The sequence below is a fragment of the Escherichia sp. Lx600-2 genome (assembly GCF_036662595.1).
GTDB lineage: Bacteria > Pseudomonadota > Gammaproteobacteria > Enterobacterales > Enterobacteriaceae > Escherichia > Escherichia coli.
Window position 1 is genome coordinate 24,556 of sequence record NZ_JAYQWM010000028.1, and the last position, 25,169, is coordinate 49,724.

25 protein-coding genes are annotated in these 25,169 nt (G+C 50.3%); 5 read left to right on the forward strand and 20 right to left on the reverse strand.

Translation table 11 applies throughout. From position 1 onward, the window contains the following. Nucleotides 1–31: 31 nt before the first annotated feature. The 13 genes from lipB to leuS form a co-directional block, all read right to left on the reverse strand. A complete protein-coding gene (gene lipB / locus OQV04_RS12375) occupies nt 32–673 on the reverse strand; it encodes a lipoyl(octanoyl) transferase LipB (RefSeq protein WP_000284027.1) in 642 nt (213 codons plus the stop codon). Between the two features lie 100 nt (nt 674–773). Then, nucleotides 774–1,037: a DUF493 family protein YbeD gene (ybeD, locus tag OQV04_RS12380; protein WP_000850550.1), complete on the reverse strand. Its 264-nt coding sequence runs from the start codon at nt 1,035–1,037 to the stop codon at nt 774–776. Nucleotides 1,038–1,146: 109 nt separating this feature from the next. Beyond that, nucleotides 1,147–2,358, reverse strand: a complete 1,212-nt coding sequence (gene dacA / locus OQV04_RS12385) for a D-alanyl-D-alanine carboxypeptidase DacA (protein WP_001092082.1) — start codon at nt 2,356–2,358, stop codon at nt 1,147–1,149. 139 nt (nt 2,359–2,497) lie between these two features. Next, a complete protein-coding gene (gene rlpA, locus OQV04_RS12390; protein WP_021577129.1) occupies nt 2,498–3,586 on the reverse strand; it encodes an endolytic peptidoglycan transglycosylase RlpA in 1,089 nt (362 codons plus the stop codon). Between the two features lie 10 nt (nt 3,587–3,596). Next, complete coding sequence (mrdB, locus tag OQV04_RS12395; RefSeq protein WP_000131719.1) at nt 3,597–4,709, reverse strand: peptidoglycan glycosyltransferase MrdB; 1,113 nt, start codon at nt 4,707–4,709, stop codon at nt 3,597–3,599. Between the two features lie 2 nt (nt 4,710–4,711). Then, the gene (gene mrdA, locus OQV04_RS12400; RefSeq protein ID WP_000776191.1) at nt 4,712–6,613 is read right to left on the reverse strand and encodes a peptidoglycan DD-transpeptidase MrdA; all 1,902 of its coding nucleotides are present in this window, start codon (nt 6,611–6,613) and stop codon (nt 4,712–4,714) included. 30 nt (nt 6,614–6,643) lie between these two features. Further along, nucleotides 6,644–7,111, reverse strand: a complete 468-nt coding sequence (rlmH, locus tag OQV04_RS12405) for a 23S rRNA (pseudouridine(1915)-N(3))-methyltransferase RlmH (RefSeq protein WP_000776104.1) — start codon at nt 7,109–7,111, stop codon at nt 6,644–6,646. 3 nt (nt 7,112–7,114) lie between these two features. Continuing rightward, a complete protein-coding gene (gene rsfS / locus OQV04_RS12410; protein WP_001161664.1) occupies nt 7,115–7,432 on the reverse strand; it encodes a ribosome silencing factor in 318 nt (105 codons plus the stop codon). 259 nt (nt 7,433–7,691) lie between these two features. Then, the gene (locus OQV04_RS12415; protein WP_032280483.1) at nt 7,692–8,303 is read right to left on the reverse strand and encodes an adenosylcobalamin/alpha-ribazole phosphatase; all 612 of its coding nucleotides are present in this window, start codon (nt 8,301–8,303) and stop codon (nt 7,692–7,694) included. Between the two features lie 23 nt (nt 8,304–8,326). Continuing rightward, a complete protein-coding gene (gene nadD / locus OQV04_RS12420) occupies nt 8,327–8,968 on the reverse strand; it encodes a nicotinate-nucleotide adenylyltransferase (protein WP_000838889.1) in 642 nt (213 codons plus the stop codon). A 1-nt stretch (nt 8,969) separates the two neighbouring features. Continuing rightward, nucleotides 8,970–10,001 carry a DNA polymerase III subunit delta gene (gene holA, locus OQV04_RS12425; RefSeq protein ID WP_099145536.1) on the reverse strand — a complete coding sequence of 344 codons (1,032 nt, stop codon included), beginning with the start codon at nt 9,999–10,001 and terminating at the stop codon, nt 8,970–8,972. After that, nucleotides 10,001–10,582 (reverse strand): LPS assembly lipoprotein LptE, encoded by a 582-nt coding sequence (gene lptE, locus OQV04_RS12430; RefSeq protein WP_001269673.1) that lies wholly within the window; start codon nt 10,580–10,582, stop codon nt 10,001–10,003. Before lptE ends, holA begins: the two co-directional genes overlap by 1 nt. Before the next feature lie 14 nt (nt 10,583–10,596). Then, nucleotides 10,597–13,179, reverse strand: a complete 2,583-nt coding sequence (gene leuS, locus OQV04_RS12435) for a leucine--tRNA ligase (protein WP_032280498.1) — start codon at nt 13,177–13,179, stop codon at nt 10,597–10,599. Nucleotides 13,180–13,414: 235 nt separating this feature from the next. Here leuS and OQV04_RS12440 point away from each other — a divergent pair, with 235 nt between their 5' ends. Further along, nucleotides 13,415–13,897, forward strand: coding sequence for a zinc ribbon-containing protein (locus OQV04_RS12440; protein ID WP_001044880.1), 483 nt, complete (start codon nt 13,415–13,417; stop codon nt 13,895–13,897). A 69-nt stretch (nt 13,898–13,966) separates the two neighbouring features. On the opposite strand, the gene ybeQ is transcribed toward OQV04_RS12440, so the two are convergent. Further along, complete coding sequence (gene ybeQ / locus OQV04_RS12445; RefSeq protein ID WP_000578189.1) at nt 13,967–14,944, reverse strand: Sel1 family TPR-like repeat protein YbeQ; 978 nt, start codon at nt 14,942–14,944, stop codon at nt 13,967–13,969. A 163-nt stretch (nt 14,945–15,107) separates the two neighbouring features. Between ybeQ and OQV04_RS12450 the strand changes: the two genes are divergently transcribed. After that, entirely contained in the window at nt 15,108–15,815 is a 708-nt protein-coding gene (locus OQV04_RS12450; protein WP_032280487.1) for a DUF1266 domain-containing protein, read from the forward strand. Then, nucleotides 15,812–17,239, forward strand: coding sequence for a J domain-containing protein (locus tag OQV04_RS12455; RefSeq protein ID WP_101969358.1), 1,428 nt, complete (start codon nt 15,812–15,814; stop codon nt 17,237–17,239). The genes OQV04_RS12450 and OQV04_RS12455 overlap by 4 nt, the downstream gene beginning before the upstream one ends. Nucleotides 17,240–17,248: 9 nt before the next feature. On the opposite strand, the gene OQV04_RS12460 is transcribed toward OQV04_RS12455, so the two are convergent. Further along, on the reverse strand, nt 17,249–17,803 hold the full coding sequence (locus tag OQV04_RS12460) for a tetratricopeptide repeat protein (protein ID WP_001035673.1): 555 nt from the start codon (nt 17,801–17,803) through the stop codon (nt 17,249–17,251). Nucleotides 17,804–17,904: 101 nt separating this feature from the next. Here OQV04_RS12460 and OQV04_RS12465 point away from each other — a divergent pair, with 101 nt between their 5' ends. Both OQV04_RS12465 and djlC read left to right on the forward strand, forming a co-directional pair. Then, nucleotides 17,905–18,612 carry a DUF1266 domain-containing protein gene (locus OQV04_RS12465; RefSeq protein ID WP_032280489.1) on the forward strand — a complete coding sequence of 236 codons (708 nt, stop codon included), beginning with the start codon at nt 17,905–17,907 and terminating at the stop codon, nt 18,610–18,612. Beyond that, on the forward strand, nt 18,609–20,060 hold the full coding sequence (djlC, locus tag OQV04_RS12470; RefSeq protein WP_032280490.1) for a co-chaperone DjlC: 1,452 nt from the start codon (nt 18,609–18,611) through the stop codon (nt 20,058–20,060). Before OQV04_RS12465 ends, djlC begins: the two co-directional genes overlap by 4 nt. Before the next feature lie 59 nt (nt 20,061–20,119). Here the strand turns inward: djlC and hscC are convergent, their stop codons facing one another. The 5 genes from hscC to gltJ form a co-directional block, all read right to left on the reverse strand. Then, on the reverse strand, nt 20,120–21,790 hold the full coding sequence (gene hscC / locus OQV04_RS12475; protein ID WP_032280492.1) for a molecular chaperone HscC: 1,671 nt from the start codon (nt 21,788–21,790) through the stop codon (nt 20,120–20,122). Nucleotides 21,791–21,873: 83 nt separating this feature from the next. Next, entirely contained in the window at nt 21,874–22,809 is a 936-nt protein-coding gene (gene rihA, locus OQV04_RS12480) for a pyrimidine-specific ribonucleoside hydrolase RihA (protein WP_032280493.1), read from the reverse strand. Nucleotides 22,810–22,926: 117 nt separating this feature from the next. Further along, complete coding sequence (gene gltL, locus OQV04_RS12485; RefSeq protein WP_000631384.1) at nt 22,927–23,652, reverse strand: glutamate/aspartate ABC transporter ATP-binding protein GltL; 726 nt, start codon at nt 23,650–23,652, stop codon at nt 22,927–22,929. Further along, nucleotides 23,652–24,326 (reverse strand): glutamate/aspartate ABC transporter permease GltK, encoded by a 675-nt coding sequence (gene gltK / locus OQV04_RS12490; protein ID WP_000272824.1) that lies wholly within the window; start codon nt 24,324–24,326, stop codon nt 23,652–23,654. The genes gltL and gltK overlap by 1 nt, the downstream gene beginning before the upstream one ends. Further along, nucleotides 24,326–25,066, reverse strand: coding sequence for a glutamate/aspartate ABC transporter permease GltJ (gene gltJ / locus OQV04_RS12495; protein WP_000020944.1), 741 nt, complete (start codon nt 25,064–25,066; stop codon nt 24,326–24,328). The genes gltK and gltJ overlap by 1 nt, the downstream gene beginning before the upstream one ends. Nucleotides 25,067–25,169: the final 103 nt, after the last annotated feature.

Sequence of the window (25,169 nt, forward strand, 5' to 3'; positions counted from 1 at the left end):
CCAGTGTAAATTGGGCCATTGAGGTATGAAATTAAGCGGTAATATATTCGAAGTCAGGATTGTTTAGTAGCGCTAAAATATTTTCCAGTAAACGTGGTGCAATATTATTAGTCGTCGCTTCGGGTTTCCATTGTGATATTTTAGCCATTTCCATTCCGGCATACCCACAAGGATTAATACGTAAAAATGGTGAAAGATCCATATTGACGTTTAATGCCAGACCGTGGAATGAACAACCGCGTCGAATACGTAAACCCAGTGAGCAAATTTTCTTTTCCCCAACATAGACACCTGGCGCGTCAGCCCGAGGATGCGCTTCTATACCCAGTTCAGCCAGGGTATTCACCACTGTTTGCTCAAGCAAGGTCACCAGTTCACGCACACCGAGTTTACGGCGTTTCAGGTTAAGCAATACATACATCACCTGTTGCCCCGGCCCGTGATAAGTCACCTGCCCACCGCGATCGCTCTGAATCACCGGAATATCACCCGGCATTAAAATGTGCTCCGCTTTTCCTGCTTGCCCTTGGGTGAATACCGGATAGTGCTCGACCAGCCAGATTTCATCAAGGGTACTATCATCGCGGGTATCGGTGAATTCATGCATAGCCTGGGAGATTGGCTCGTAAGGCTGAAGACCGAGCTGGCGGACAAGAATTTTATCCTGATACAAAACGGCATCTCCGTGGAGAATGAGTAAAAGTGGGGGAAAAGTATATCACAGCGAGGAGAGGGGAGTTACCCGACCAGGGGCCGGGTAACGGAGAAGCGAGTTACAGAACCATGCGGACAATATCGATTTTGCCCAGTTCTTCATACAGTGTTTCAACCTGCTCGATATGAGTGGCGTTGATAGTGATAGATACCGAGTGGTAGTTGCCTTTGCTGCTTGGTTTTACCGTTGGGGTGTAGTCACCTGGCGCATGGCGCTGTACCACTTCAACCACCTGATCAACCAGCTCAGGTAACGCCTGCCCCATAACTTTGTAAGTAAAAGGAGTAGGGAATTCAAGCAGTTCGTTAAGTTTGGTTTTCATGTCAGCTCCGGCGTAACGTAATTAAATAGCAACTCCCGCCAGAAGGCGGGAGTTTTTTACTGATGCTTAGTATATGGGGACGAAAATTACACTTTCAAGTGTTCGATTTTTAACCAAACCAGTGATGGAACATTAATTTAATGTAATCAATGATTTTGCCGAAGAAGTTACCTTCCGGGATTTCTTGCAACACAACCAGCGGGCGTTGTTCGATTGTTTTGCCATCAAGCTGGAAGTTGATAGTTCCTACGACCTGATTCTTTTGCAGCGGCGCATGCAATTCACTGCTGTTCAGCACATAGCTGGCTTTCAGATCTTTCATGCGACCACGCGGAATGGTCAGGTACACGTCTTTATCAACCCCTAACGAAGCGCGATCAGAATCACCAAACCAAACCGGTTCAGAGGCGAACTCTTTACCTACTTTCAGTGGGTTAACGGTTTCGAAGAAACGGAAGCCCCAGGTTAGCAGTTTTTTACTTTCGGCTTCACGGCCTTTAAAAGTACGTCCGCCCATCACCGCAGAGATCAAGCGCATCTGGCCTTCAGTCGCAGAAGCAACAAGGTTGTAACCTGCTTTGTCAGTGTGTCCGGTTTTGATGCCATCGACATTCAGGCTGTTATCCCATAACAGGCCGTTACGGTTCAGCTGGCGAATACCGTTAAACGTAAATTCTTTTTCTTTATAGATCGAGTATTCATTCGGTACGTCACGGATCAATGCCTGGCCGATCAGCGCCATATCGCGCGCGGAGCTGTACTGACCATCAGCATCCAGACCATGTACCGTCTGGAAGTGGGTATTTTTCAGGCCCAGGGCGTTAACGTAGCTGTTCATCAAGCCAACAAAAGCGTCCTGGCTACCAGCGGCAAAATCGGCCATGGCGACACAAGCATCGTTACCCGATTGCAGGTTTATACCGCGGATCAGCTGAGAAACCGGAACCTGCATGCCCGGTTTGAGGAACATCAGCGAAGAACCTTTAAACACCGGGTTACCGGTGGCCCATGCGTCGTTGCCGATAGTGACTAAATCAGTTTCTTTAAATTTACCGGCTTTCATTGCCTGGCCGATAACGTAACTGGTCATCATTTTGGTCAGGCTGGCAGGATCGCGGCGGACATCTGCGTTCTGTTCGGCGAGCACTTTGCCGGAGTTATAGTCAATCAGGATGTAGGACTCCGCGTCGATCTGCGGTACACCCGGGATCATAGTTTTGATATTCAGGTCATCGGCATGTGCAGCAGAGATAAAGGCTGTGCAAAGAGCCGTGGTGAGCGCCAGGCGCTTCATGATACGAGCGGAAAAAATGGTATTCATGGTCTGAACTACGACATCCGTGATGGAATTAAAAAAAGTGCCCTACTATAGCAAATGCACTACCGGCAGGCATCTGACTTTCCGCGTGACTTTGTTAACGTCATTTACAGAAATTGACACATCAGATGCCTGCTTTACGCTACTGCGCGGTGGTAATAAATGACTGTAATTGGGCTTCGGTTTGCAAACGTTGCTGCAAGGTACTGGCTTCGGCTTTGTTGGCGAATGGGCCAAGCTGGATCCGCCAGACCGCGCCATTTTGAGTTACGCGACCGGGGACGCCGAACTTCTGTCCCAGTTGCTGTTGGTACTGTTGCGCACGAGCCTGATCGCTTACGGCCCCGACCTGCACCATAAAGTTGCCGCTGGCGCTTTGCGAGGCGGCTTGCGGTGTCACCATTGCAGGCGAGGTTGCAGGCGTTGTCGACGGAGCTGTAACAACGGGCTGTGGCGCAGGCGTCGGTTCGCTGCCTTCCAGTACACCTGGCGCTAAGGTCGTTGGTGCGCCGAGGAAACCGCTACTGGTTACCGGCGCGCCGGTCGGATCTTCGCTTTTTAGCGTCGAATTACTGACCGGAAGAATGTCACCCTGCGGGCCAGACACTGAACTTGTTCCCGCGCCACCGCTTAAATCGGGAGGTGCAGGCAGGGCGTAAGTCTGTTTGGCGACTGTGGTACAAGCCATACCAGGACCAGAAAGCGAACCATCCTGGGCGACAATAATCGGATCTATACGAACTTTGGTGTTGTTGGACGTGTTAAGACGGTCAGCTGCCGCGCGAGAAAGCGAAATAACGCGGTCGTTGCCGTAAGGGCCGCGATCATTAATGCGCACCACGATCATTCGCCCGTTAGCCAGGTTAGTGATTCTGGCGTAGCTGGGGATCGGAAGCGTTGGATGGGCCGCCGTCAGCTGTGTCGGATCGAAAGCTTCGCCAGAGGCCGTCAGGTTACTGCCTGGTTCGGCATCATAGATTGCCGCCAGTCCCGCCTGGCTAAATCGAGACGGATCCTGCACGATTTTGTAGCTTTTACCGTCGCGCTGGTAATCCTGATTTGCCGTCGCGTTCAGTGGTTCGAAACGCGGGTCCGCCCCGCTAATTTCAACTATGGGGCCGTTACATACCGCAGGCTGCGGTACACTTACCGTCTGTTGCTGACCATCATCGCTTGTACATGCCGCGAGCATTCCTGCCGCGATGCAGATCCCGAGCCACTGCTTACGCATTGCGCACCTCTTACACGCTTTTCGACAACATTTTCCTGTGGGTGTGGATTGACATTACAATCCCGAACCCAGCCATCAGCACAATTAGCGCCGATCCTCCATAACTGACCAGTGGGAGCGGAACCCCTACAACCGGCAGAATACCGCTTACCATACCAATATTTACGAAGACATAAACGAATAATATCAGCATTAAGCCACCAGCCATGACGCGACCAAAGGTGGTTTGCGCTCTGGCGGCTATCCACAGCCCGCGCATGATCAGCAGAATGTAGAGAGCGAGCAGAATCAGAATGCCCACTAATCCCAGCTCTTCCGCCAGTACCGCGAAGATAAAGTCAGTATGGCGTTCGGGGAGAAATTCAAGCTGTGACTGAGTGCCGTGCAGCCAGCCTTTGCCGCGTAATCCGCCGGAGCCAATAGCAATTTTAGACTGAATAATGTGATAGCCCGCGCCGAGTGGGTCTGATTCCGGGTCCAGGAGCATCATTACGCGCTGGCGCTGGTAATCATGCATCAGGAAGAACCACAGAATCGGAATGAACGCCGCTACCAGCACTACTGCGACGCCAATCAGACGCCAGCTAAGGCCAGAGAGGAACAGTACAAACAGACCGGAAAGCGCAACGAGGATTGATGTTCCCAGGTCAGGCTGTGCAGCCACCAGCAGCGTGGGCATAAATATCAGCACCAGCGCGATGCCAGTGTTCTTCAACGATGGCGGGCAAACGTCGCGGTTGATAAAGCGCGCAACCATCAGTGGTACGGCTATTTTGGCAATTTCCGACGGCTGAAAACGAACAATACCGAGGTCCAGCCAGCGTTGAGCGCCTTTAGAGATGGCACCGAAAGCATCTACCGCCACCAGCAAAATAATACAGATGATATAGAGATAGGGGGCCCAGCCTTCATAAACGCGTGGAGGAATTTGCGCCATCACCACCATGATGACCAGACCCATCGCGATTTGGCCGATTTTACGCTCCATCATGCCAATATCCTGACCGCTGGCGCTCCAGATAACCAGGGCGCTGTAAACCAGCAATGCCAGTAAAATCAGCAGCATTGTGGGATCGAGATGGACTTTATCCCAGAATGTTTTTTTATTCGGATTATCCGTCATGATTAATGGTCCTCCGCTGCGGCAACCGCTGGATTTTCCGCAGGCAGATCGGTGTTGTTATCACCCAGCATAATGTGGTCGAGGATCTGGCGCATCAGCGTACCAACCGCCGGACCCGCGCCGCCGTTCTCCAGAATCATGGCGACAGCCACTTGCGGATTGTTGTATGGCGCAAAGGCGGTCATCAGTTTGTGGTCACGTAAACGCTCGGCAATTTTGTGCGCATTATAGGTTTCGTTCGCTTTCAGACCGAAGACCTGAGCGGTACCAGATTTCGCCGCAATTTTGTACGGTGCGCTGGCAAAGTATTTATGCGCCGTACCGTTAGGGCGGTTAGCAACACCGTACATACCGTCTTTCGCCAGCTCCCAGTAACCGGAATGAATATCGCCAACGGGCGGTTCATGCGGTTGTACCCATGGCACCTGTTTGCCGTCTTCGGCGGTGCTCATCAGCAAATGCGGAACCTTCACGATACCGTCATTAATCAGGATCATCAGTGCCTTACTCATCTGGATTGGGGTCGCTGTCCAGTAACCCTGACCGATACCAACCGGAATGGTGTCACCCTGATACCACGGTTTTTTAAAGCGTTTCTGTTTCCATTCGCGGGTAGGCATGTTGCCGGAACGTTCTTCCGCCAGGTCGATACCGGTATAATGACCATAACCGAATTTACCCATCCATTCGGAGAGGCGATCGATCCCCATATCGTAGGCCACCTGATAGAAGAAGGTATCCGCAGATTCTTCCAGCGATCTTGTGACATTCAGACGCCCGTGGCCCCATTTTTTCCAGTCACGATAACGTTTTTCCGAACCTGGCAGTTGCCACCAGCCTGGGTCAAACAGCGTCGTATTGCGCGTGATCACCCCGGCGCTCAATGCCGAAACCGCCACATAGGGTTTAACTGTAGACGCGGGAGGATAAACCCCCTGTGTGGCGCGGTTCACCAGCGGTGTATTCGGGTCGTTCAACAAGGCGGAATAATCTTTGCTGGAGATACCGTCAACAAACAGGTTTGGGTCATAACTAGGCGTGGAAACCAGCGCCAGCACCCCACCTGTACGCGGATCGGTGACTACCACAGCTGCGCGGCTACCCGCCAGCAGCGTTTCAATATATTGCTGGAGTTTGAGATCCAGCGTCAGGTAAATATCGTGTCCGGCTTGCGGTGGTACTTCTTTTAACTGGCGGATAACACGCCCACGGTTGTTAACTTCAACCTCTTCATAACCAGTCTGACCGTGCAGCACGTCTTCATAGTAACGCTCAATGCCCAGCTTACCTATATCATGCGTTGCCGCATAGTTGGCCAGTTTGCCGTCATTATTCAGGCGTTCGACGTCTTTATCGTTGATTTTCGACACATAGCCGATGACGTGGGTCAACGCCGAACCGTAAGGATAGTAACGACGTTTATAGCCCTTAACTTCAACACCCGGAAAACGGTACTGATTGACGGCAAAGCGAGCTACTTGTACTTCGGTCAGGTTAGTTTTCACCGGAATGGAGGTGAAACGGTGTGAACGTGCGCGCTCTTTTCGGAATGCAGCAATATCGTCATCGGTCAGATCTACCACGCTGCGCAAAGCGTCCAGCGTTTGCTGCACGTTATCGACTTTCTCCGGCATCATTTCTATCTGGTAGATAGTGCGGTTGAGAGCCAGAGGGATACCATTACGGTCATAGATAATGCCGCGGCTGGGTGCGATAGGCACCAGCTTAATGCGGTTTTCATTAGAGCGGGTCTGGTAGTCGGTAAAGCGAACAATTTGCAGATTATACAGGTTGGCGATAAGCACGCCGGTCAGCAGCAAAATCCCCAAAAAGGCGACCAGCGCCCGGCGCACAAACAGCGCGGACTCTGCCGTATAGTCGCGAAAAGAGTTCTGTAGTTTCATCCGCTGCGTTTTCTACTCAAAGCTCCCTTATCACTCACGGTGATAAGGATGGTTGGTGGTGATGCTCCACGCCCGGTACAGACTCTCTGCGACCAGCACGCGAACCAGCGGATGGGGGAGGGTAAGCGCCGACAGCGACCAGCTCTGCTCCGCCGCCGCTTTACAGGCAGGCGACAACCCTTCAGGCCCGCCAATCAGTAGACTGACGTCGCGACCATCCAGCTTCCAGCGTTCCAGCTCAGCGGCTAACTGCGGCGTATCCCAGGGCTTGCCTGGAATATCTAGGGTGACAATGCGGTTTTTGCCTGCGGCCGCCAACATCTGCTCACCCTCTTTGTCGAGTATGCGCTTGATGTCCGCATTCTTGCCGCGTTTTCCGGCCGGAATTTCAATCAGCTCGAAGGGCATATCTTTCGGAAAACGACGCAGGTACTCGGTAAAACCGGTTTGTACCCAGTCCGGCATTTTCGTTCCCACGGCGACAAGTTGCAGCTTCACGCATTAACTCCAGAGTTTTTCCAGTTCATACAGGCGACGGCTCTCTTCCTGCATGACATGGACAATCACATCGCCCAAATCCACGACAATCCAGTCGGCGCTGTTTTCACCTTCTACGCCGAGCGGTAACAGGCCCGCTGCGCGAGACTCCTGCACAACGTGGTCAGCAATGGACATAACATGACGGCTGGACGTACCCGTACAGATGATCATGCAGTCAGTGATGCTGGATTTGCCCTGAACGTCTAAGGCGATGATGTCCTGACCTTTGAGGTCATCAATTTTGTCGATAACAAAATCCTGGAGTGCTTTACCCTGCAAGTTTTCCCCCTGGGTGAATCAAATAGATAAAAATGGTCTGTCAGTATACCTGAACCAGAGGCGATTTCGGGACAATTGTCGCCGAATCGGCTTTCGAAAGTGGGCTATCATCCCACCCCGCGCCGCAGATTGCATCGCCATTTTTGTAAAACAATTTCTACAAAGTCGTGTCTGGCGGAAAAAGTCTGGCTGCGGAGAATATCAGCCTGCCCGGGGCTGTCAATGGTCGTTGCGGCTTACCCGTAAAAAAACAGAAAAGTCATGCATTCTCGACCCCGATGGCACGGCTATTGAGGACGCGTAGCGTCGCGAATTTTTGGTTTATATCAATGGCGCTCCAACACCCCTGGTCAACGCGAAAATGCCACATAGACTCGGCAGGCATGCCAATTAGACGAGCAATTAACAGACTCAGTACGCCCTGATGGCTGACGACTAAAATATTCTGATAGTGCTGATATTCACTAAACCTTGCGATAAAGCGTTCCACTCGTTGCGAAAATGCCTGAAATCCTTCACCGTTCGTGGGGATAGCATGCTGCCAGTCATTGCACCACGCGCTATAGTTTTCGGCATCTTCTTGCATGAGGTCGCGATGATGTCGCATCTCCCAGTCGCCAAAAAACATTTCGTTGAGTTCAGGGATGATATGAACGGGCAGCTGGCGGTCACTGAGAACCAGTCGCGCGGTATGCTGTGCCCGTTCCAGTTCACTGCATAAAACCAGGTCAAAGGAAACATCATCTAGCAGTGTATGCAGATTTTGCGCTTGCTCAATACCGCGTGCGGTCAGGGGTGTGGGAGCATGACCGCTGTACAGACCATCGACATTTGCTTGCGTTTCACCATGACGAATTAACCACAGTCGCATCATGCCCTCCGTAACGACAGGTATCAGCGATACAAGCCTTGTTGGTTAATGTAAGTCAGTACCGGTTCCGGCAATAAATCCTCACACGATTCACCGTTTTGCAAACGTTCGCGGATGATGGTCGCCGAGATGTTAAACCACGGCGTTTCAGCCAGATAAATTTTACCTGCAGGCTGAAGGTGAAGATCTTCCGGGTTATGTGTCAAATGATCTTCCAGCCATTGCTGGTATTGCGGTTGCGCCATTTCAAGTGGGTAACCTGGACGCCGACAGACGATCAAATGTGCATTGTCGAGTATCGTTTCGTATTCGTACCAGGTCGGAAAGGTCAGCAATGAATCCTGACCAATAATAAACGCCAGCGGCACGTCCGGTCCTTGTTCCTGCCGCCACTCTTTCAGTGTTTGCGCAGTGTAAGAGGGGGCATTGCGCTTTAGCTCGCGTTCATCAAGAGTAAATAATGGCTTGTCGGCAATCGCCAGTTCAAGCATGTGTTTACGCTGCACGCTGTTCGCTTCCGGCTGGGGACGATGCGGAGGAACATTATTAGGGATTATTGTGACCCGCGTCAGACCAATCAAATTCGCCAGCGTTTCCACGGGTTTTAGATGACCATAGTGCACCGGATCAAAGGTGCCGCCAAACAGAGCCTGTAAAGATTTCATATCAACCGTCGATAAATACGTCCGCCAGGGGTTTATGGCACAACAGAAGAGATAACCCTTCCAGCTCTGCCCACACTGACTGACCGTAATCTTGTTTGAGGGTGAGTTCCGTTCGTGTCAGGAGTTGCACGGCCTGACGTAACTGCGGCTGACTTAAGCGATTTAACGCTTCGCCCATCATGCGCCGGCGGTTCTGCCATACCCGATGCTTATCAAACAACGCACGCAGTGGCGTATGGGCAGACTGGCGTTTCAGGTTAACCAGTAACAACAGTTCACGTTGTAATGTGCGCAACAAAATAACCGGCTCGCTGCCTTCCAGACGCAGTTGCTGAAGAATATGCAACGCGCGCTTACTTTTTCCCATCAACAAAGCATCAACCCAATGAAAAGGGGTGAAATGCGCGGCATCATTCACCGCCTGTTCAACGCGCGGTAATGTCAGTTTGCCGTCTGGCCAGAGCAGCGATAAACGCTCCAGTGCCTGAGCCAGCGCCAGCAGGTTACCTTCATAACAGTAGCAGAGCACCTGATTTGCAGCGTCATCCAGTTCTAAGTTGAGCTGTTTTGCGCGCGCAGCAACCCAGCGGGGAAGCTGAGCCTGCTCCGGTGTCTGACAGGTCACCTGCACGCTGCGATTCGCAAGAGCAGTAAACCAGGCGGCATTTTCTTGCGCTTTGCTTAATTTATTACCGCGGACGATCAACAGCAGGTCGTCATGCAGAAGTCCGGTGAGTGTGAGAAGTTGTTCATTGATCGCCGCATTCGGTCCGTTTTCTGGTAACAACAGCAATAGCGTTTGTCGACTGGCAAACAGACTCATAGCCTGGCATAACGAAAAGATCGCATTCCAGTCAGTGTTGGGATCAATGGAAAAAGTGTGGTGTTCTTCGAATCCTTGTGCCGCAGCTACCTGACGAACAGCGTCCTGGCTTTCCTGCAATAACAGAGGATCGTTACCAAGTAAAAGATACGCCGCGCGCAGCCCTTCATTGAGCTGCGCGCGGAGTTGTTCCGGGTACAACCGAATCATCAGTTACCCAGCGTGGTGGAGACGCGTGCAGGCGTTGCCGGAGTATCCGTTGTGGTCGACGTCTGTTCTTCGTCGGAACGAATATCCGCAGCACGGATGCTTGGCAGCTTACGAATCAGCTGTTCGGCAGCACGGTCGTACATCTCTTTTACGATCATGTCTTGTTCGTTATCTTTCGCTAACGCCATTTGCGGGTTATCAAAGAACGAACGGAAGACTTTGGCGCTAATCGGGTAGATATCACGGCCGGGGATCAACACGGTCGCATTCACCGTCATGATCATCTGATACTCTGCTGTTTGACCGTTACGGAATACCGATGCGGTATCTTTCGCGATGCTCACTTTACCCAAACGCAGGGATGGAACGTCCTTACGCGTGGTTTCTTTATCAAGCAACTCGACACCATTCAGACGTAACTGGTTACGCACCGCACGGCTTAATGGCCCGTTCGGATCGCCTGAGTCCAGGATCATGACCTTCATAGTGGAAGGAACCTGCGTGGTGTCACGCAGATGCCAGCCACACCCGGCGGTGATTAACACCGCCAGAGATAACAACAATGTTGCCAGATATCGCACGCTTCCTCCCGCGCTTAGCCAACGACCAGATTGAGGAGTTTACCTGGTACGTAAATCACTTTACGTACAGTAACGCCATCAAGATATTTTGCTACCAGATGTTCCTGGCCAGCACGTTCGCGAACCTGTTCTTCCGTTGCGTCCACCGGAACGGTGATTTTGGCACGGACTTTACCGTTAACCTGCACCACGACCAGCGTGGAGTCTTCCACCATCGCTTTTTCGTCAGCAACCGGCCACGGCGCGTTGTCGATATCGCCTTCGCCTTTCAGTTCCTGCCACAGCGTGAAGCAAATGTGCGGGGTGAACGGGTTAAGCATACGGACAACGGCCAGCAGTGCTTCCTGCATCAGAGCGCGATCCTGCTCGCCATCGGTCGGTGCTTTCGCCAGTTTGTTCATCAGCTCCATAATCGCCGCAATTGCGGTGTTGAAGGTCTGACGACGGCCGATATCATCGGTCACTTTAGCGATAGTTTTATGCACATCGCGACGCAGCGCTTTCTGATCTTCAGTCAGTGCATCAACGTTCAGTGCCGCAACATCACCTTTCGCAGTATGCTCGTACACCAGTTTCCAGACACGTTTCAGGAAGCGGTTAGCCCCTTCCACGCCGGACTCCTGCCATTCGAGAGTCATATCAGCCGGAGAAGCAAACATCATAAACAGACGAACGGTGTCCGCGCCGTAACGTTCAACCATCACCTGCGGGTCGATACCGTTGTTCTTCGACTTGGACATTTTGCTCATGCCGGTATAAACCAGTTCATGGCCTGCCGCATCTTTCGCTTTCACGATACGGCCTTTCTCGTCACGTTCAACGATAGCATCAACCGGGGAAACCCAGTTACGTTCGCCGTTTTCGCCAACATAGTAGAAGGCATCTGCCAGCACCATACCCTGACACAGCAACTGTTTCGCTGGTTCGTCAGAGTTCACCATGCCTGCATCACGCATCAGTTTGTGGAAGAAGCGGAAGTAGAGCAGGTGCATAATGGCGTGTTCGATACCACCAATGTAGATATCCACCGGCAGCCAGTAGTTAGCCGCTTCGGAATCCAGCATACCTTCTTTGTACTGCGGGCAAGTGTAGCGCGCATAGTACCAGGAGGACTCCATAAAGGTGTCGAAAGTGTCGGTTTCACGCAGTGCTGGCATACCGTTAACGGTAGTTTTCGCCCACTCCGGATCTGCTTTAATCGGGCTGGTAATGCCGTCCATTACCACATCTTCCGGCAGGATCACCGGCAGCTGGTCGTCCGGGGTCGGCATTACGGTACCGTCTTCCAGCGTCACCATCGGAATCGGCGCGCCCCAGTAACGCTGACGGGAAACACCCCAGTCGCGCAGGCGGTAGTTCACTTTACGCTCGCCAACGCCCATCGCAGTCAGTTTATCGGCGATGGCGTTGAAGGCCGCTTCATGGTCAAGACCGTTGAACTCGCCAGAGTTGAACAGCACGCCTTTTTCAGTCAGGGCTTGCTGAGAAAGATCTGGCTCAGAGCCGTCAGCCGCCAGGATAACCGGTTTGATGTTCAGGCCGTATTTAGAGGCAAACTCGTAGTCGCGTTGGTCGTGCCCCGGAACCGCCATTACTGCGCCCGTGCCGTACTCCATCAATACGAAGTTTGCTGCCCAAACGGGAATTTCTTCGCCCGTTAATGGGTGAACAGCTTTAAAGCCAGTATTGACGCCTTTTTTCTCCATCGTCGCCATTTCAGCTTCAGCAACTTTGGTGTTACGGCATTCGTCAATAAAGGCCGCCAGTTCAGGATTATTTTCCGCCGCTTTCTGCGCCAGCGGATGACCCGCAGCTACCGCCAGGTAGGTACAACCCATAAAGGTGTCCGGGCGGGTAGTGTAAACGGTCAGCGTGTTGTCATAGTCGTTAACGTTGAAGGTGATTTCCACGCCTTCGGAACGACCGATCCAGTTACGCTGCATGGTTTTAACGGTGTCTGGCCAGTGATCCAGTTTATCCAAATCGTTGAGCAGCTCGTCAGCGTAAGCAGTGATTTTGATAAACCACTGCGGGATCTCTTTACGTTCAACTTTGGTATCGCAGCGCCAGCAGCAGCCGTCGATAACTTGTTCGTTCGCCAGTACGGTCTGGTCGTTCGGGCACCAGTTGACCGCAGAAGTCTTCTTATATACCAGGCCTTTTTTATACAGCTCGGTGAAGAATTTCTGTTCCCAACGGTAGTATTCCGGCGTACAGGTTGCCAGCTCGCGGCTCCAGTCATAACCAAAGCCCAGCATTTTGAGCTGGTTTTTCATATACGCGATGTTGTCGTACGTCCACGGTGCCGGAGCGGTGTTGTTTTTCACCGCCGCGCCTTCCGCAGGCAGACCAAACGCGTCCCAGCCGATCGGCTGCAGAACGTTTTTGCCCAGCATGCGCTGGTAACGGGCGATCACGTCACCGATGGTGTAGTTACGTACGTGGCCCATGTGTAGTCGACCAGAAGGATAGGGAAGCATAGACAGGCAGTAATACTTCTCTTTGCTCTCGTCTTCGGTTACTTCAAATGTGCGCTTCTCATCCCAATGAAGCTGTACTTTGGATTCTATCTCTTCCGGGCGGTATTGCTCTTGCATGGCAGCCAGTGGTCCTGTTTTCATTACGGCTACAAAAGTAGCGTTAGAGGTGGTTTTTCAGATCCGCATAGCATAGCCCAAACGTCCGCGTCAAAACAGCCTTTCGCGCACTCGACGTTGAAATGATGCCCGGATTATTCATACATTAATTTACAGAGTTTGTGGGCGTATTAGCAAAGCAAGGAACAAAGAACGTCTATTATTATAGTCAGTTAACGACCCGGGAGATGAAACGATGAACAAGGTTGCTCAATATTACCGTGAACTGGTTGCGTCACTGAGCGAACGCCTGCGCAATGGCGAACGTGATATCGACGCACTGGTGGAACAGGCGCGCGAGCGCGTAATAAAAACAGGGGAGTTAACGCGAACCGAGGTCGATGAGCTGACGCGAGCTGTCAGACGTGACCTGGAAGAGTTCGCCATGAGCTATGAAGAGAGCCTGAAAGAAGAATCTGACAGCGTCTTTATGCGGGTGATTAAAGAAAGCTTGTGGCAGGAGCTGGCAGACATCACCGATAAAACGCAGCTTGAATGGCGCGAAGTTTTCCAGGACCTCAATCATCATGGGGTTTATCACAGCGGAGAAGTGGTCGGGCTGGGAAATCTGGTCTGCGAGAAATGTCACTTCCATCTCCCGATCTACACACCGGAAGTGCTGACGCTATGCCCGAAATGTGGTCATGACCAGTTCCAGAGACGCCCGTTTGAGCCGTAATAGTCTGATTTCGCACAGCAATAAAGAGAATATGGGCCGAATGAAATTCCCCGGCCCTTGTTTTTATCTCTACAGTAAATCTTCAGTCTCACGAATTTCCTGACTGACATCTCTGGTTCCGGATGACTGAACTTTACGATACAGGTCGAGAGCCTGTCGGAGATCGACAGGTCTTCCTTCTCCGTAGTGATACATAATGGCCAGGTTATACCAGGCAGTGGCGTCATTGCATTCAGCGGCTTTCGTAAACCATTCAAAGGCAGCCTGATAATCTTTCTCAACGCCTTGTCCGTGTTTATACATATAACCGATGTTGACGTAAGCGCCGACGCTCCCCTGAGCGGCAGCCTTCAGATACCAGTACATCGCTTGCTTATAGTCCTGGTCCACCCCTTCGCCAGCGTTATAATCCCATGCAATTTGAAACTGAGCATGCCGATTACCCTGCTGTGCGCTTTTCAAATACCAGAATGCGGCGAGTGTCTCGTTTTGAGCAACGCCTTTTCCGTCTTCATAAAGATCGGCCAGATTGTTTTGCGCGTCACTATGGCCTTGTAATGCAGCTTGTTTGTACCAGAAAAATGCCAGCGTATAGTCTTGTGCGACTCCGTTGCCATTTCTGTACATCCACCCAAGATTATTTTGCGCATAAGACATTCCGCTCTCCGCGGCTATCTGATACCAGGCAACCGCTTCTTTATAGTTGGGGTCTTCTCCACGATCCAGTATCCAGCCAAGGGCGTTGGAAGCGAAAGTATGGCCTTGTAGGGCAGCTTTTTTCAGCCAGAAGATGGCTTGCTCATTATCTTTATGACGGCTTTTATCCTCGGTATACTTTTGCCCTAAGGAATACTGTGCTTCACAATGACCTTGCTCAGCGGCCAGCTTCAGCCAGTAAAAGGCCTTTTCGTCGTCCGGAGAGTCAATTGCGCTATCGCGATTATAATAAAACCCAACAATATATTGAGCCTCACTATCGCCTTGTTCAGCACGTTCGATAATCTCATCTATTGACAAATTATCGCAGCAACTTGACGTAAAAATCATTATCATTTCCTTATGGTTGCAGATAAAAGATATTATATTTTTATGTGTTCCGTTTTTGCGTAAGTCTTATTTTATGCGTATTATGTTGTGTCGGAAAAGTATAAATAAATGAGCCTCGTAATGTAGTTTACATTCATTAAATGAATGTTTAAGGATAAATTATATGGACATAGAGTCGCAAAAAATATTGTTTGCACTTTCCACTCCGATGGAAATACGCAATGAATGCTGTTTACCTTCGCATTCATCCCCCAAAATGTATTTAGGTACATGCTTTTTTGACCTTTCTTCCTCCTGGGGAATTGATGACCGTGATGACCTGCTGCGCACAATTCACCGAATGATCGATAACGGTCATGCCGCGCGGTTGGCAGGGTTTTATCACCGCTGGTTTCGTTATTCTCCATGTGAATGGCGTGACTATCTTGCTGAATTAAATGAGCAAGGTCAGGCTTATGCGCAATTTGTCGCCAGCACAGCCGAATGCTGTGGTGAGGGAGGAATTAAAGCATGGGATTATGTCCGGATGGGTTTTTTAAGTCGAATGGGCGTACTTAATAACTGGTTGAGTGAAGAAGAAAGTCTATGGATCCAGTCGCGTATTCATCTACGGGCTCTACGTTATTATAGTAACTGGCGGCAATACTTTGCCGGTTATACCTTTGGTCGGCAATATTGGCAGTCTCCCGAAGATGATAATCTGCCTTTATTACGTGAATTCTTAGCGCGTAAAGAATACGACGATTCCGGCAATGATATGTTTTATCAATTATTTGCCAGTGATGATGCGTATTACCCTACCTTGTCCTGGCAACCATTGGCTTACTATTCTGCATGCCCGGAAACGCTTAAGGATATGAGCGACCTATGAAAAATTGCTGGAAGATCCTCGAAATAGAGGAAACGACTGACGTCGATATTATCCGCCGCGCTTATCTGGCGCTGTTACCGTCCTTTCATCCAGAAACCGATCCGCAGGGTTTTAAACAACTTCGTCAGGCGTATGAGGAGGCGCTACGGATTGCGCAGTCGCCTGCTAAATCTGTTTGGCAACCAGAAGAATATGAGGTAGCAGAACATGAAATTCTGCTCGCCTTTCGTGCGTTACTTGCCTCTGATAGCGAACGTTTTCTGCCCTCCGCCTGGCAGCGATTCATTCAGCAATTAAATTATTGCTCGATGGAAGAGATTGATGAATTACGCTGGTCGCTGTGCACAATCGCCATGAACACTGCCCATTTATCCTTCGAGTGCGTGGTGTTATTAGCAGAAAGATTGCGGTGGTTGCAGGAGGAAAACGTCGGGGAAATAGACGAAGAAGAACTGGAATCCTTTTTATATGCCATTGCGAAGGGGAATGTTTTTAACTTCCAGACCATTCTGCATCTGCCCGTTGCCGTGCAAAATGACACCATCGATTTTTACCAAATGTTCGCTCGGATTTGGTCATCGCATCCAGAATGGCTGACATTGTATTTAGCGCAACATCGCGCAGTGATTATCCCCGATGATGCAAAACTGCACAGAAATTTACTCCGCTGGTATAGCGCAGGTCGCCTGGGAATTCCCGAACTCCTGGATTACGCCCGGTCGTGGCGGGAAGCTGAACCTGATAATGAAGATGCGCGTTATTATGAATACGCGCAACGCGTCTATTGTGGAGAAGGCGAAAGCCTGCTGGCAGAACTTTGTGACTACTGGCACGAGTATCCCTCCACTCAGGCGGATGCTTTAATGTTGCAATGGTGCCGTCAGCATCGAGTCGATTATTACCCATTAGTGGTGATGATGATTGAAGCTCGCGAACTGGTTAACGACCAGGGAAAACCGCTACTTTATGTCCCCGGCGACAGCGCCCGTACGCGTTTTCATTTATACGAAATACTCAGCGATGAAAAACTCTCTGCGCTGGGGCGTTCACTGGTCGAGATGGTTTTGCACAAAGGACGTAAGCCGCGGATCTCACTCAAGCGTGATACAGAACATACCTTATGGCCATTATATCTAGTTGCCAAACAATTAGTGCAGGCCAGCCAACCTACAGAAGAATCATTAATGCCGATTGTAAGCCGTCTTGATGCAGAAGATCGTTGTCCACTGGAAGCATTAATTATTCGTCGATTATTAATTCAGGCGGCGAATTTTACCGAGAAGCAGACTGTTGAACCGGAGCCGCAACCGCAGCCAATGCCCGTTGCCGATGGTGGGCCAGGCTGTCTGGGCATCATTAAAATTATTTTCTATATTTTTATCTTTGCTGGTTTGATAGGGAAAATACTCCATCTGTTCGGGTGACAGTCGACGTTAATGTGCGGGAAGCCCGGCAAGTAATCTTTCCGCATTTTTGTAATGTTGTTTGGCGGCCAGTTTTAACCATTTTTGAGATTCATAATGGTTAACATTAATACCTGAGCCATTTCTGTAGATCAAACCTAAAGTATATTGAGCATGAGCATACCCTTGTTCAGCTGCTTCCTTATACCAGAGAATTGCTTTACGGGTGTCGGGTTTGACCCCCAGACCTTTGAGGTAGATCCACCCCAGTTTACTTTGCGCGCGTGGATTTTCCTGTTCCGCTGATTGCTCATACCAGTATCTCGCCTGTGTATAATCCAGTGGTTTACCGTCGCTACCATGAAGATAAAATTCTCCAAGGCGATATTGCGACGTTGAGTGACCATGAATCGCGGAAAGCTCCGTGGCTGCCGTGGTGAATGGAAGACTGCCCGGTGAGCTTAAATAATCAAAGGCATAATTCACCATGGCTTTATCACGCAACGTCGTTTTCTTGGGTTGGCTAATACAGGTAATTGCTGCAACTATAAAAATTGCGAATATATACATTAATTTTTTATTCATGTGTGAATGCTTCGATTTTCTTTTTATTTTGAAAGCGTCAAGTTTATACTCATCAATAATAAAAAAGTAGTCAGTTAATGCACTTAAGGGATTATTAACAAATGAATAAGGAAGAACAATATTTTCTTTTTGCGCTTTCTGCGCCCATGGAAATACTTAATCAGGGTTGCAAACCCGCGCATGACTCGCCAAAAATGTATACCGGGATAAAAGAATTCGATCTCTCATCATCCTGGGGAATAAATAATCGTGATGATTTAATTCAGACTATTTATCAGATGACTGATGATGGTCATGCTAATGATTTAGCTGGCTTATATCTGACATGGCATCGCTCTTCCCCTGAAGAGTGGAAAGCATTAATTGCTGGTGGCTCGGAGAGAGGGTTGATTTATACCCAATTCGTTGCCCAAACCGCTATGTGCTGTGGAGAAGGGGGAATCAAAGCTTGGGATTATGTTCGAATGGGGTTTCTGTCACGGGTCGGTGTGCTCAACAAGTGGCTGACGGAAGACGAGAGTTTATGGCTGCAATCGCGCGTCTATGTACGAGCTCACCATTACTATCACAGCTGGATGCACTATTTTTCTGCCTATTCACTAGGGCGTCTCTACTGGCAATCTTCTCAGTGCGAAGACAACACTTCGCTACGCGAGGCGCTAACCCTGTACAAATACGATAGCGCCGGGAGTCGTATGTTCGAAGAACTGGCAGCGGGAAGCGATCGTTTCTATGCCACGCTTCCCTGGCAGCCATTAACTGTCCAGCCTGAATGCCCGGTAACGCTTAAGGATGTGAGCGACCTATGAAAACATGTTGGCAAATCCTCGAAATTGAAAGCACGACGCAAATAGACATTATCCGCCAGGCTTATCTTGCTCGCTTACCGTTATGTCATCCCGAAACCGATCCGCAGGGGTTTAAAGCATTACGCCAGGCCTATGAAGAGGCCCTGCGACTGGCGGTAAATCCTGTCGAGGAAGCAGATGATGAAGAAAAAGATGCCGCCGCTGAACATGAAATACTACGTGCATTCAGGACATTACTGGATTCAGAAAGTGATCGTTTTCAGCCTTCCGCCTGGCAGAAATTTATTCAGCAATTAAATACCTGGAACATGGAGGATGTCGATCAATTACGCTGGCCGCTGTGTGCAATCGCTATAGAAGCGCGATATCTTTCATTAAATTGTGCTTCTTTGCTGGCAGAGCGTTTGAACTGGCATTCGTTTAATGACAGCGAAGGAATAGATGAGGAAGAAAGGGAGGCTTTTCTTGAGGCCATTCAGGCTGGTGATTGTTTCGATTTCCTTAGCCTTCTGGAATATCCCATTGCGTTGCAGAACCAGACTGTTGAATATTACTTCGCGCTGGAACGTTGCTGTCGTTACCATCCTGACTATGTCACTGCGTTTTTGGCGATGGCAGGTCCGTGGTTAATTCCTGATGATGCGAAGTTGCATCGCAAACTGTTGCGCTGGTACTGCTCGGTGCAAACAGGTATGGCGGAACTCATTCCTGTTGCCCAACAGTGGCAAACGGAAGAACCAGAAAGCGAAGATGCCCGGTATTACCAGTGTGCACAACGTTTGTACTGCGGCGAGGGGGAAAGCCTGCTTGCCGATCTCTGCGCGTACTGGGGAAGTTACCCATCTACACAAGCCGATAATTTGTTGTTGCAGTGGAGCGCACAACATTGCCCGGATTATTTCGCGTTATTAGTGATGGTTATCGAAGCGCGGAGCATGGTAGATGCGCAAGGTAAACCGTTGAAATATGTTCCTGGTGAGAGCGCCCGGACGCGTCTGTTATGGGCGGAAATTTTACATAGCGGAAAACTATCGCCGTTAGGTCAATCGTTTATTGAGTCGCTATTCTTCAAACGCAAAGCATGGGCGTGGTGGAAATCGAGAGTCGGTAGCGAGACAGAAGAAGATTCACCGTTACTGGATTTGTATCGGGTAGCGGAACAGGTAGTACTTGAAGCGTTTCCGAAACAAGAGATGCTGGCCCGTCTTAATACAAGGCTGGAAGGCGGAGATGCTCATCCATTAGAGGCCATTATCACCCGGATGCTGTTGACGAAAGTAAAACTCGAGCCGGAGGATGAAGATGTCGATGAGCCAACACCTGAAAACCATGAAGAAAAAAATGATGAGGATGAAAAACCACAGAGCATTACCAGCATTATCAAAATCAGCTTAACGGTGCTGGTGATAGGTTATGCTCTCGGCAAAATCGCGATGTTGTTTAGTTGACGATGTGTTTTTTGCGCCGATGCCGGATGCAGCATTTACGCCGCATCCGGCAGCCGTGATTATGGGATCTCAATGGCTAAATAAACGCTCGCCCGCCGCCTGACCTCATCGACGCGGGCCATATCGTTTGACTGCAGCGCCGCATCAAAATCGGTGATCACCCGGCCAATCTCTTCTCGCTCGTCACCCAGCGCCCGCGCCCACAACTCTTCCAGTTTGGCTTTAAAGGTACGATTGATGAGCATATCGCGCGGATAAATTTTCAATGCGGATAACCGCGTCCGACTCTCTTCAATCTGCTGCGCGCTCAATGTTACCGGGCTGTGGTTAATCACTCTGGACTTAACGCTGCCGTCTTCCAGAAGCACGTCAACTTCAAGCAAGCCGTTGATATCATAACTAAAGCGAATATCAATCGACTGATAAGCTCCGGTTTTCTTCAACGGCACATCGAAGGATTCCACCAGAATGTTATTTTTAACTTTGTGGTTTTCTCCCTGATAGACGTTAACCGTAATAGAATCCTGTTCCGGGTGCATGGTCGAGTAAGTTTCTACACGCGACACCGGTACTGTGGTGTTTCGTTCAATAATCGGCGAGAAAATGCCGGAAACGCCCTGGCGGTTAACTTCAACGCCCAACGAGTAAGGGCAAATATCAGTGAGGATCACTTCTTCAATATCTTCACTGCGTAAGCGGCAGGCGGCCTGGATTGCTGCGCCCAGCGCGACAATGGTGCTCGGATCGTAACTTTGATACGGTAATTTGCCAAACAGACGCACGGCGATTCGCTGCACCAGCGGCATTTGTGACGCGCCGCCAACCAGCACCAGACTGTCGATCTGACTCGGCTTCAGACGCGCATCGCGCAATGCCTGTTCAATCGGCACTCGCAAGCGGTTAAGCAGAGGCAACCACAAATCTTCCAGTTCGTTCTCGTAAAATTCGCACTCCAGCGTTTCTTCCTGGTACTGCCAGCGAATGTGCATTGGCAATTGATTGCTACATTTTGCCGCTTCCACACAGGCGTACAGGGCAGCCAGTTCGCTCTCGTTAAGGGCTGTTTTGGCGACTTCCGCGCGTTTTAAAACTTCATCGACCAGCATATGAGTAAAATCTTCGCCACCGAGGAAGTTATCGCCCGCTGAGGCGTGAACTTCAATCACCGGCGTGGCGTACTCAAGCACCGTAACGTCAAACGTGCCGCCACCGAGATCAAATACCAGCGAGCGGGTGTTTTGTTGGGTATGCAGGCCATACGCCATCGCAGCTGCCGTTGGCTCATTAATCAGGCGAACTGCATTTAAACCGGCTAACTCCGCTGCTAAACGGGTATGCTTGCGTTGTTCATCGCTGAAATAAGCCGGAACAGAGATCACCACATCTTTAATCGGACGTTGCAGAAATTCTTCGGCATCTTCTTTTAATGAACGTAATACCAAAGAGGACAGTTCTGGCGCGTTAAATGTGTCGCTGCCTAACCGCCAGTTGGTATTACTGCCCATTGCACGTTTAAATAACGCTGCCGTTTTATCCGGATGCGAAGTACGCCGTGATACAGCCGGTTTTCCGACTAAAATATGATTATTTTCATCCATGCTAATTATGGATGGTGTTAAATATTCACCGAACTTATTTGGAATTAATTGCGCGGCACCGTCTTTCCAGACGGCAATTAAACTATTGGTAGTACCGAGATCGATACCAATGGCGAGTTCTGCATTATCCATTGCATTTATATCTTGAAAGAAAAAGAGATAAACAGATTAAGACCACCCAGGTAACGCGTGGTGATCTTAATCAATGACGTGTGTTAAGCGTAAAATTTCAGACGATCGGCCAGTAAATCAACAAAGCTCTGACGATCAACATCGACCATTACAGTGGCATTCGGTTTATTGCCAGTCAGATAATAATAATCAACAACCGTCATCCCCTGGGTATATTTCCCCTGTGTTTCCACGCCAACCCAGCGCTCAACAGTGGTAAACAACTCGGGTTTCAACAGCCAGGCGATGGTGCATGGGTCATGCAGCGGTGCGCCGACAAAGCCCCATTTTTCGTCTTTATGATATTCGAGGAAGAAATCCAGCAGTTCGGCAACAATGGTTGAAACAGGGTTGCCAATCGCGCGGAAACGCTCGGTGTCCTCACCGTGAATTTGTGCTTTGTGAGTAACATCCAGACCGGCCATCACCACCGGGATCCCTGACTGGAAGACAATTTCTGCCGCTTCCGGGTCAACGTAAATATTAAATTCAGCCGCAGGCGTCCAGTTACCCAGCCCCATAGCGCCACCCATAATCACGATACGGGCAATTTTGCTATGCAGTTCCGGATGGCTATTGAGCAGCAAGGCAACGTTAGTTTGCGGTCCGGTAGAAACAATGGTGACAGGTTCCGCACTTTCACGCAGCGTTTTCGCCATTAGCTCTACCGCCGTACAGTTTTGCGGTGCGAACGCCGGTTCCGGTAATGCCGGGCCGTCGAGACCGCTTTCGCCGTGCACATTGTCCGCGATAATCAACTCACGCATTAACGGTTTTACCGCGCCGCCTGCTACCGGAATATCGGTGCGATTAAGCAAGGTCAGCATACGCAGAACATTGCGTAAGGTTTTTTCTGGTGTCTGGTTTCCGGCGGAAGACGTAATTGCTTTGACATCAAGCTCTGGTGAGGCGAGGGCGAGAACTATTGCGATAGCGTCGTCATGACCTGGGTCGCAATCTAACAGAATTGGCAGTGCCATTGTTGCTCCTTGTTGTGTGCTTCTTTGCGACAAGGGTAACGCCAGGATGTAACAGATACGAGGGGCGAAACGATAAAGCGTGAGATGGCGCGCAATTGGGTATGCGCGCCAGAGTGATTAATGCAGGATTTTCGCGAGGAAGTCTTTTGCGCGGTCCGATTTCGGATCATCGAAGAACGCATCTTTCGGCGAGTCTTCAACAATTTTACCCTCATCCATAAAGATCACCCGATTCGCCACTTTACGGGCAAAGCCCATTTCGTGGGTCACCACCATCATGGTCATCCCCTCGTTCGCCAGTTCCACCATCACGTCCAGCACTTCGTTGATCATCTCCGGGTCTAGTGCCGATGTGGGTTCGTCGAACAGCATCGCAATAGGATCCATACACAATGCGCGAGCAATTGCCACACGCTGCTGCTGGCCGCCGGAAAGCTGCGCCGGAAATTTATTGGCATGTGCGGAAAGTCCCACGCGCTCCAGCAATTTCAATGCTTTTTCACGAGCCGGTGCTTTATCGCGTTTAAGCACTTTCACCTGCGCTAGGGTCAGGTTTTCGATAATCGACAGATGAGGGAACAGCTCGAAATGTTGGAATACCATCCCGACGCGAGAACGCAGCTTTGCCAGATCGGTTTTCTTGTCGTTAACCACGATACCATCGACGGTGATTTCACCTTGCTGCACTGGTTCGAGGCCGTTGACGGTTTTAATCAGCGTTGATTTGCCGGAACCAGACGGGCCGCAAACCACCACCACTTCGCCTTTTTTCACTTCGGTTGAGCAGTCGGTCAGCACCTGAAAGTGACCATACCATTTTGAAACATTTTTCAGGGTAATCATTATGCTGTCCTTCTTTTCAAGTAGCTGACCAACAACGACGCGCTAAGGCTAATAACGAAATAAACAAATCCGGCAAACAGGATCATCTCAACCTGCGTACCATCACGCTCACCAATGGTTGAGGCGGTACGGAAGAAATCGGCCAGAGATAACACATACACCAGCGAGGTATCCTGGAACAGTACGATGCCCTGAGTGAGCAGCAGCGGCACCATCGCGCGGAACGCCTGCGGCAGAATAATCAGTTTCATCGACTGCCAGTGAGTCATTCCCAACGCCAGCGCGGCGCTAGACTGACCACGAGAAATACTTTGAATACCAGCACGGATAATCTCTGAATAGTAGGCCGCTTCAAACATCGAAAACGCCACCATCGCCGAAATTAAACGGATATCATTTTTTGGCGATAATCCCAGCACGTTTTGCAGAAAACCCGGCACGATCAGGTAAAACCACAGCAAAACCATAACTAAAGGAATCGAGCGGAATACGTTAACGTAGGCTTTGGCAAACCACGCTACGGGCGCAAAGCTGGACAAGCGCATCACCGCCAGCATGGTGCCCCACAAAATACCAATCACGACTGCCGTGACGGTGATTTTCAGCGTGATCACTAGCCCGTCGAGCAGATATGGCAGGGAAGGGACAATGGAACTCCAGTCAAACTCGTACATTATTTGCCCCCCATGTTGCCAGGCAGGCGAACTTTACGTTCAACCAGCGTCATCACCAGCATGATAACCGCGTTAATCAACACATACGCTAGCGTAATGGCGGTAAACGACTCCCAGGCGTGAGCCGAGTAGTCGAGCAATTTACCCGCCTGCGCTGCCATATCTACCAGACCGATGGTCGAGGCGATGGCGGAGTTTTTCACCAGGTTCATCATCTCTGAGGTCATCGGCGGGACGATAACGCGATAAGCATTAGGCAGCAGTACGTAGCGGTAAGCCTGCGGCAGCGTCAGACCCATCGCCAGCGCGGCATTCTTCTGCCCGCGCGGCAGCGACTGAATCGCGGCGCGTACCTGTTCGCAAACGCGAGCCGCAGTAAACAGCCCCAGGCAGAGCATGGAGGAGAGGAAAAACTGAATATTTGGGTCCAGTTCCGCCTTAAACCACATGCCGATTTTTTCCGGCAGCAGCTCCGGGATCACCAGATACCAGGTAAAGAACTGCACAATCAACGGCACGTTGCGGAACAGTTCGACATACAACGTACCCAGACCGGAGAGAAAACGGTTTGGAACGGTACGTAAAATGCCGAAAAATGAACCGACGAGGAAAGCGATAATCCAGGCGCAGATCGACAAAGCGATCGTCACCTGAAAACCACTCCAGATCCAACCAAGATAGGTGGTGTTGCCGAACGGAGCTTGTTGTAAAAAAATACCCCAGTTCCAGTCTATAGACATAAATCTACTCCAGAAAAAAGAGGGTAGCAGCGTTAACTGCTACCCTCGAAGATTGTTACCCAGCGTATTGCGGTTTTCAGGCCCGATGGGGAACGACCATCAG

Coding starts and splice junctions, on each gene's coding strand:
- dacA (WP_001092082.1), bottom strand. CDS start 2,358: ATGAATACCATTTTTTCCGCTCGTATCATGAAGCGCCTGGCGCTCACC.
- OQV04_RS12415 (WP_032280483.1), bottom strand. CDS start 8,303: ATGCGACTGTGGTTAATTCGTCATGGTGAAACGCAAGCAAATGTCGAT.
- djlC (WP_032280490.1), top strand. CDS start 18,609: ATGAAAACATGTTGGCAAATCCTCGAAATTGAAAGCACGACGCAAATA.
- mrdA (WP_000776191.1), bottom strand. CDS start 6,613: ATGAAACTACAGAACTCTTTTCGCGACTATACGGCAGAGTCCGCGCTG.
- mrdB (WP_000131719.1), bottom strand. CDS start 4,709: ATGACGGATAATCCGAATAAAAAAACATTCTGGGATAAAGTCCATCTC.
- rihA (WP_032280493.1), bottom strand. CDS start 22,809: ATGGCACTGCCAATTCTGTTAGATTGCGACCCAGGTCATGACGACGCT.
- leuS (WP_032280498.1), bottom strand. CDS start 13,179: ATGCAAGAGCAATACCGCCCGGAAGAGATAGAATCCAAAGTACAGCTT.
- gltK (WP_000272824.1), bottom strand. CDS start 24,326: ATGTACGAGTTTGACTGGAGTTCCATTGTCCCTTCCCTGCCATATCTG.
- OQV04_RS12460 (WP_001035673.1), bottom strand. CDS start 17,803: ATGAATAAAAAATTAATGTATATATTCGCAATTTTTATAGTTGCAGCA.
- gltJ (WP_000020944.1), bottom strand. CDS start 25,066: ATGTCTATAGACTGGAACTGGGGTATTTTTTTACAACAAGCTCCGTTC.
- nadD (WP_000838889.1), bottom strand. CDS start 8,968: ATGAAATCTTTACAGGCTCTGTTTGGCGGCACCTTTGATCCGGTGCAC.
- OQV04_RS12450 (WP_032280487.1), top strand. CDS start 15,108: ATGGACATAGAGTCGCAAAAAATATTGTTTGCACTTTCCACTCCGATG.
- OQV04_RS12465 (WP_032280489.1), top strand. CDS start 17,905: ATGAATAAGGAAGAACAATATTTTCTTTTTGCGCTTTCTGCGCCCATG.
- ybeQ (WP_000578189.1), bottom strand. CDS start 14,944: ATGATTTTTACGTCAAGTTGCTGCGATAATTTGTCAATAGATGAGATT.
- ybeD (WP_000850550.1), bottom strand. CDS start 1,037: ATGAAAACCAAACTTAACGAACTGCTTGAATTCCCTACTCCTTTTACT.
- OQV04_RS12440 (WP_001044880.1), top strand. CDS start 13,415: ATGAACAAGGTTGCTCAATATTACCGTGAACTGGTTGCGTCACTGAGC.
- gltL (WP_000631384.1), bottom strand. CDS start 23,652: ATGATTACCCTGAAAAATGTTTCAAAATGGTATGGTCACTTTCAGGTG.
- rlpA (WP_021577129.1), bottom strand. CDS start 3,586: ATGCGTAAGCAGTGGCTCGGGATCTGCATCGCGGCAGGAATGCTCGCG.
- OQV04_RS12455 (WP_101969358.1), top strand. CDS start 15,812: ATGAAAAATTGCTGGAAGATCCTCGAAATAGAGGAAACGACTGACGTC.
- holA (WP_099145536.1), bottom strand. CDS start 10,001: ATGATTCGGTTGTACCCGGAACAACTCCGCGCGCAGCTCAATGAAGGG.
- hscC (WP_032280492.1), bottom strand. CDS start 21,790: ATGGATAATGCAGAACTCGCCATTGGTATCGATCTCGGTACTACCAAT.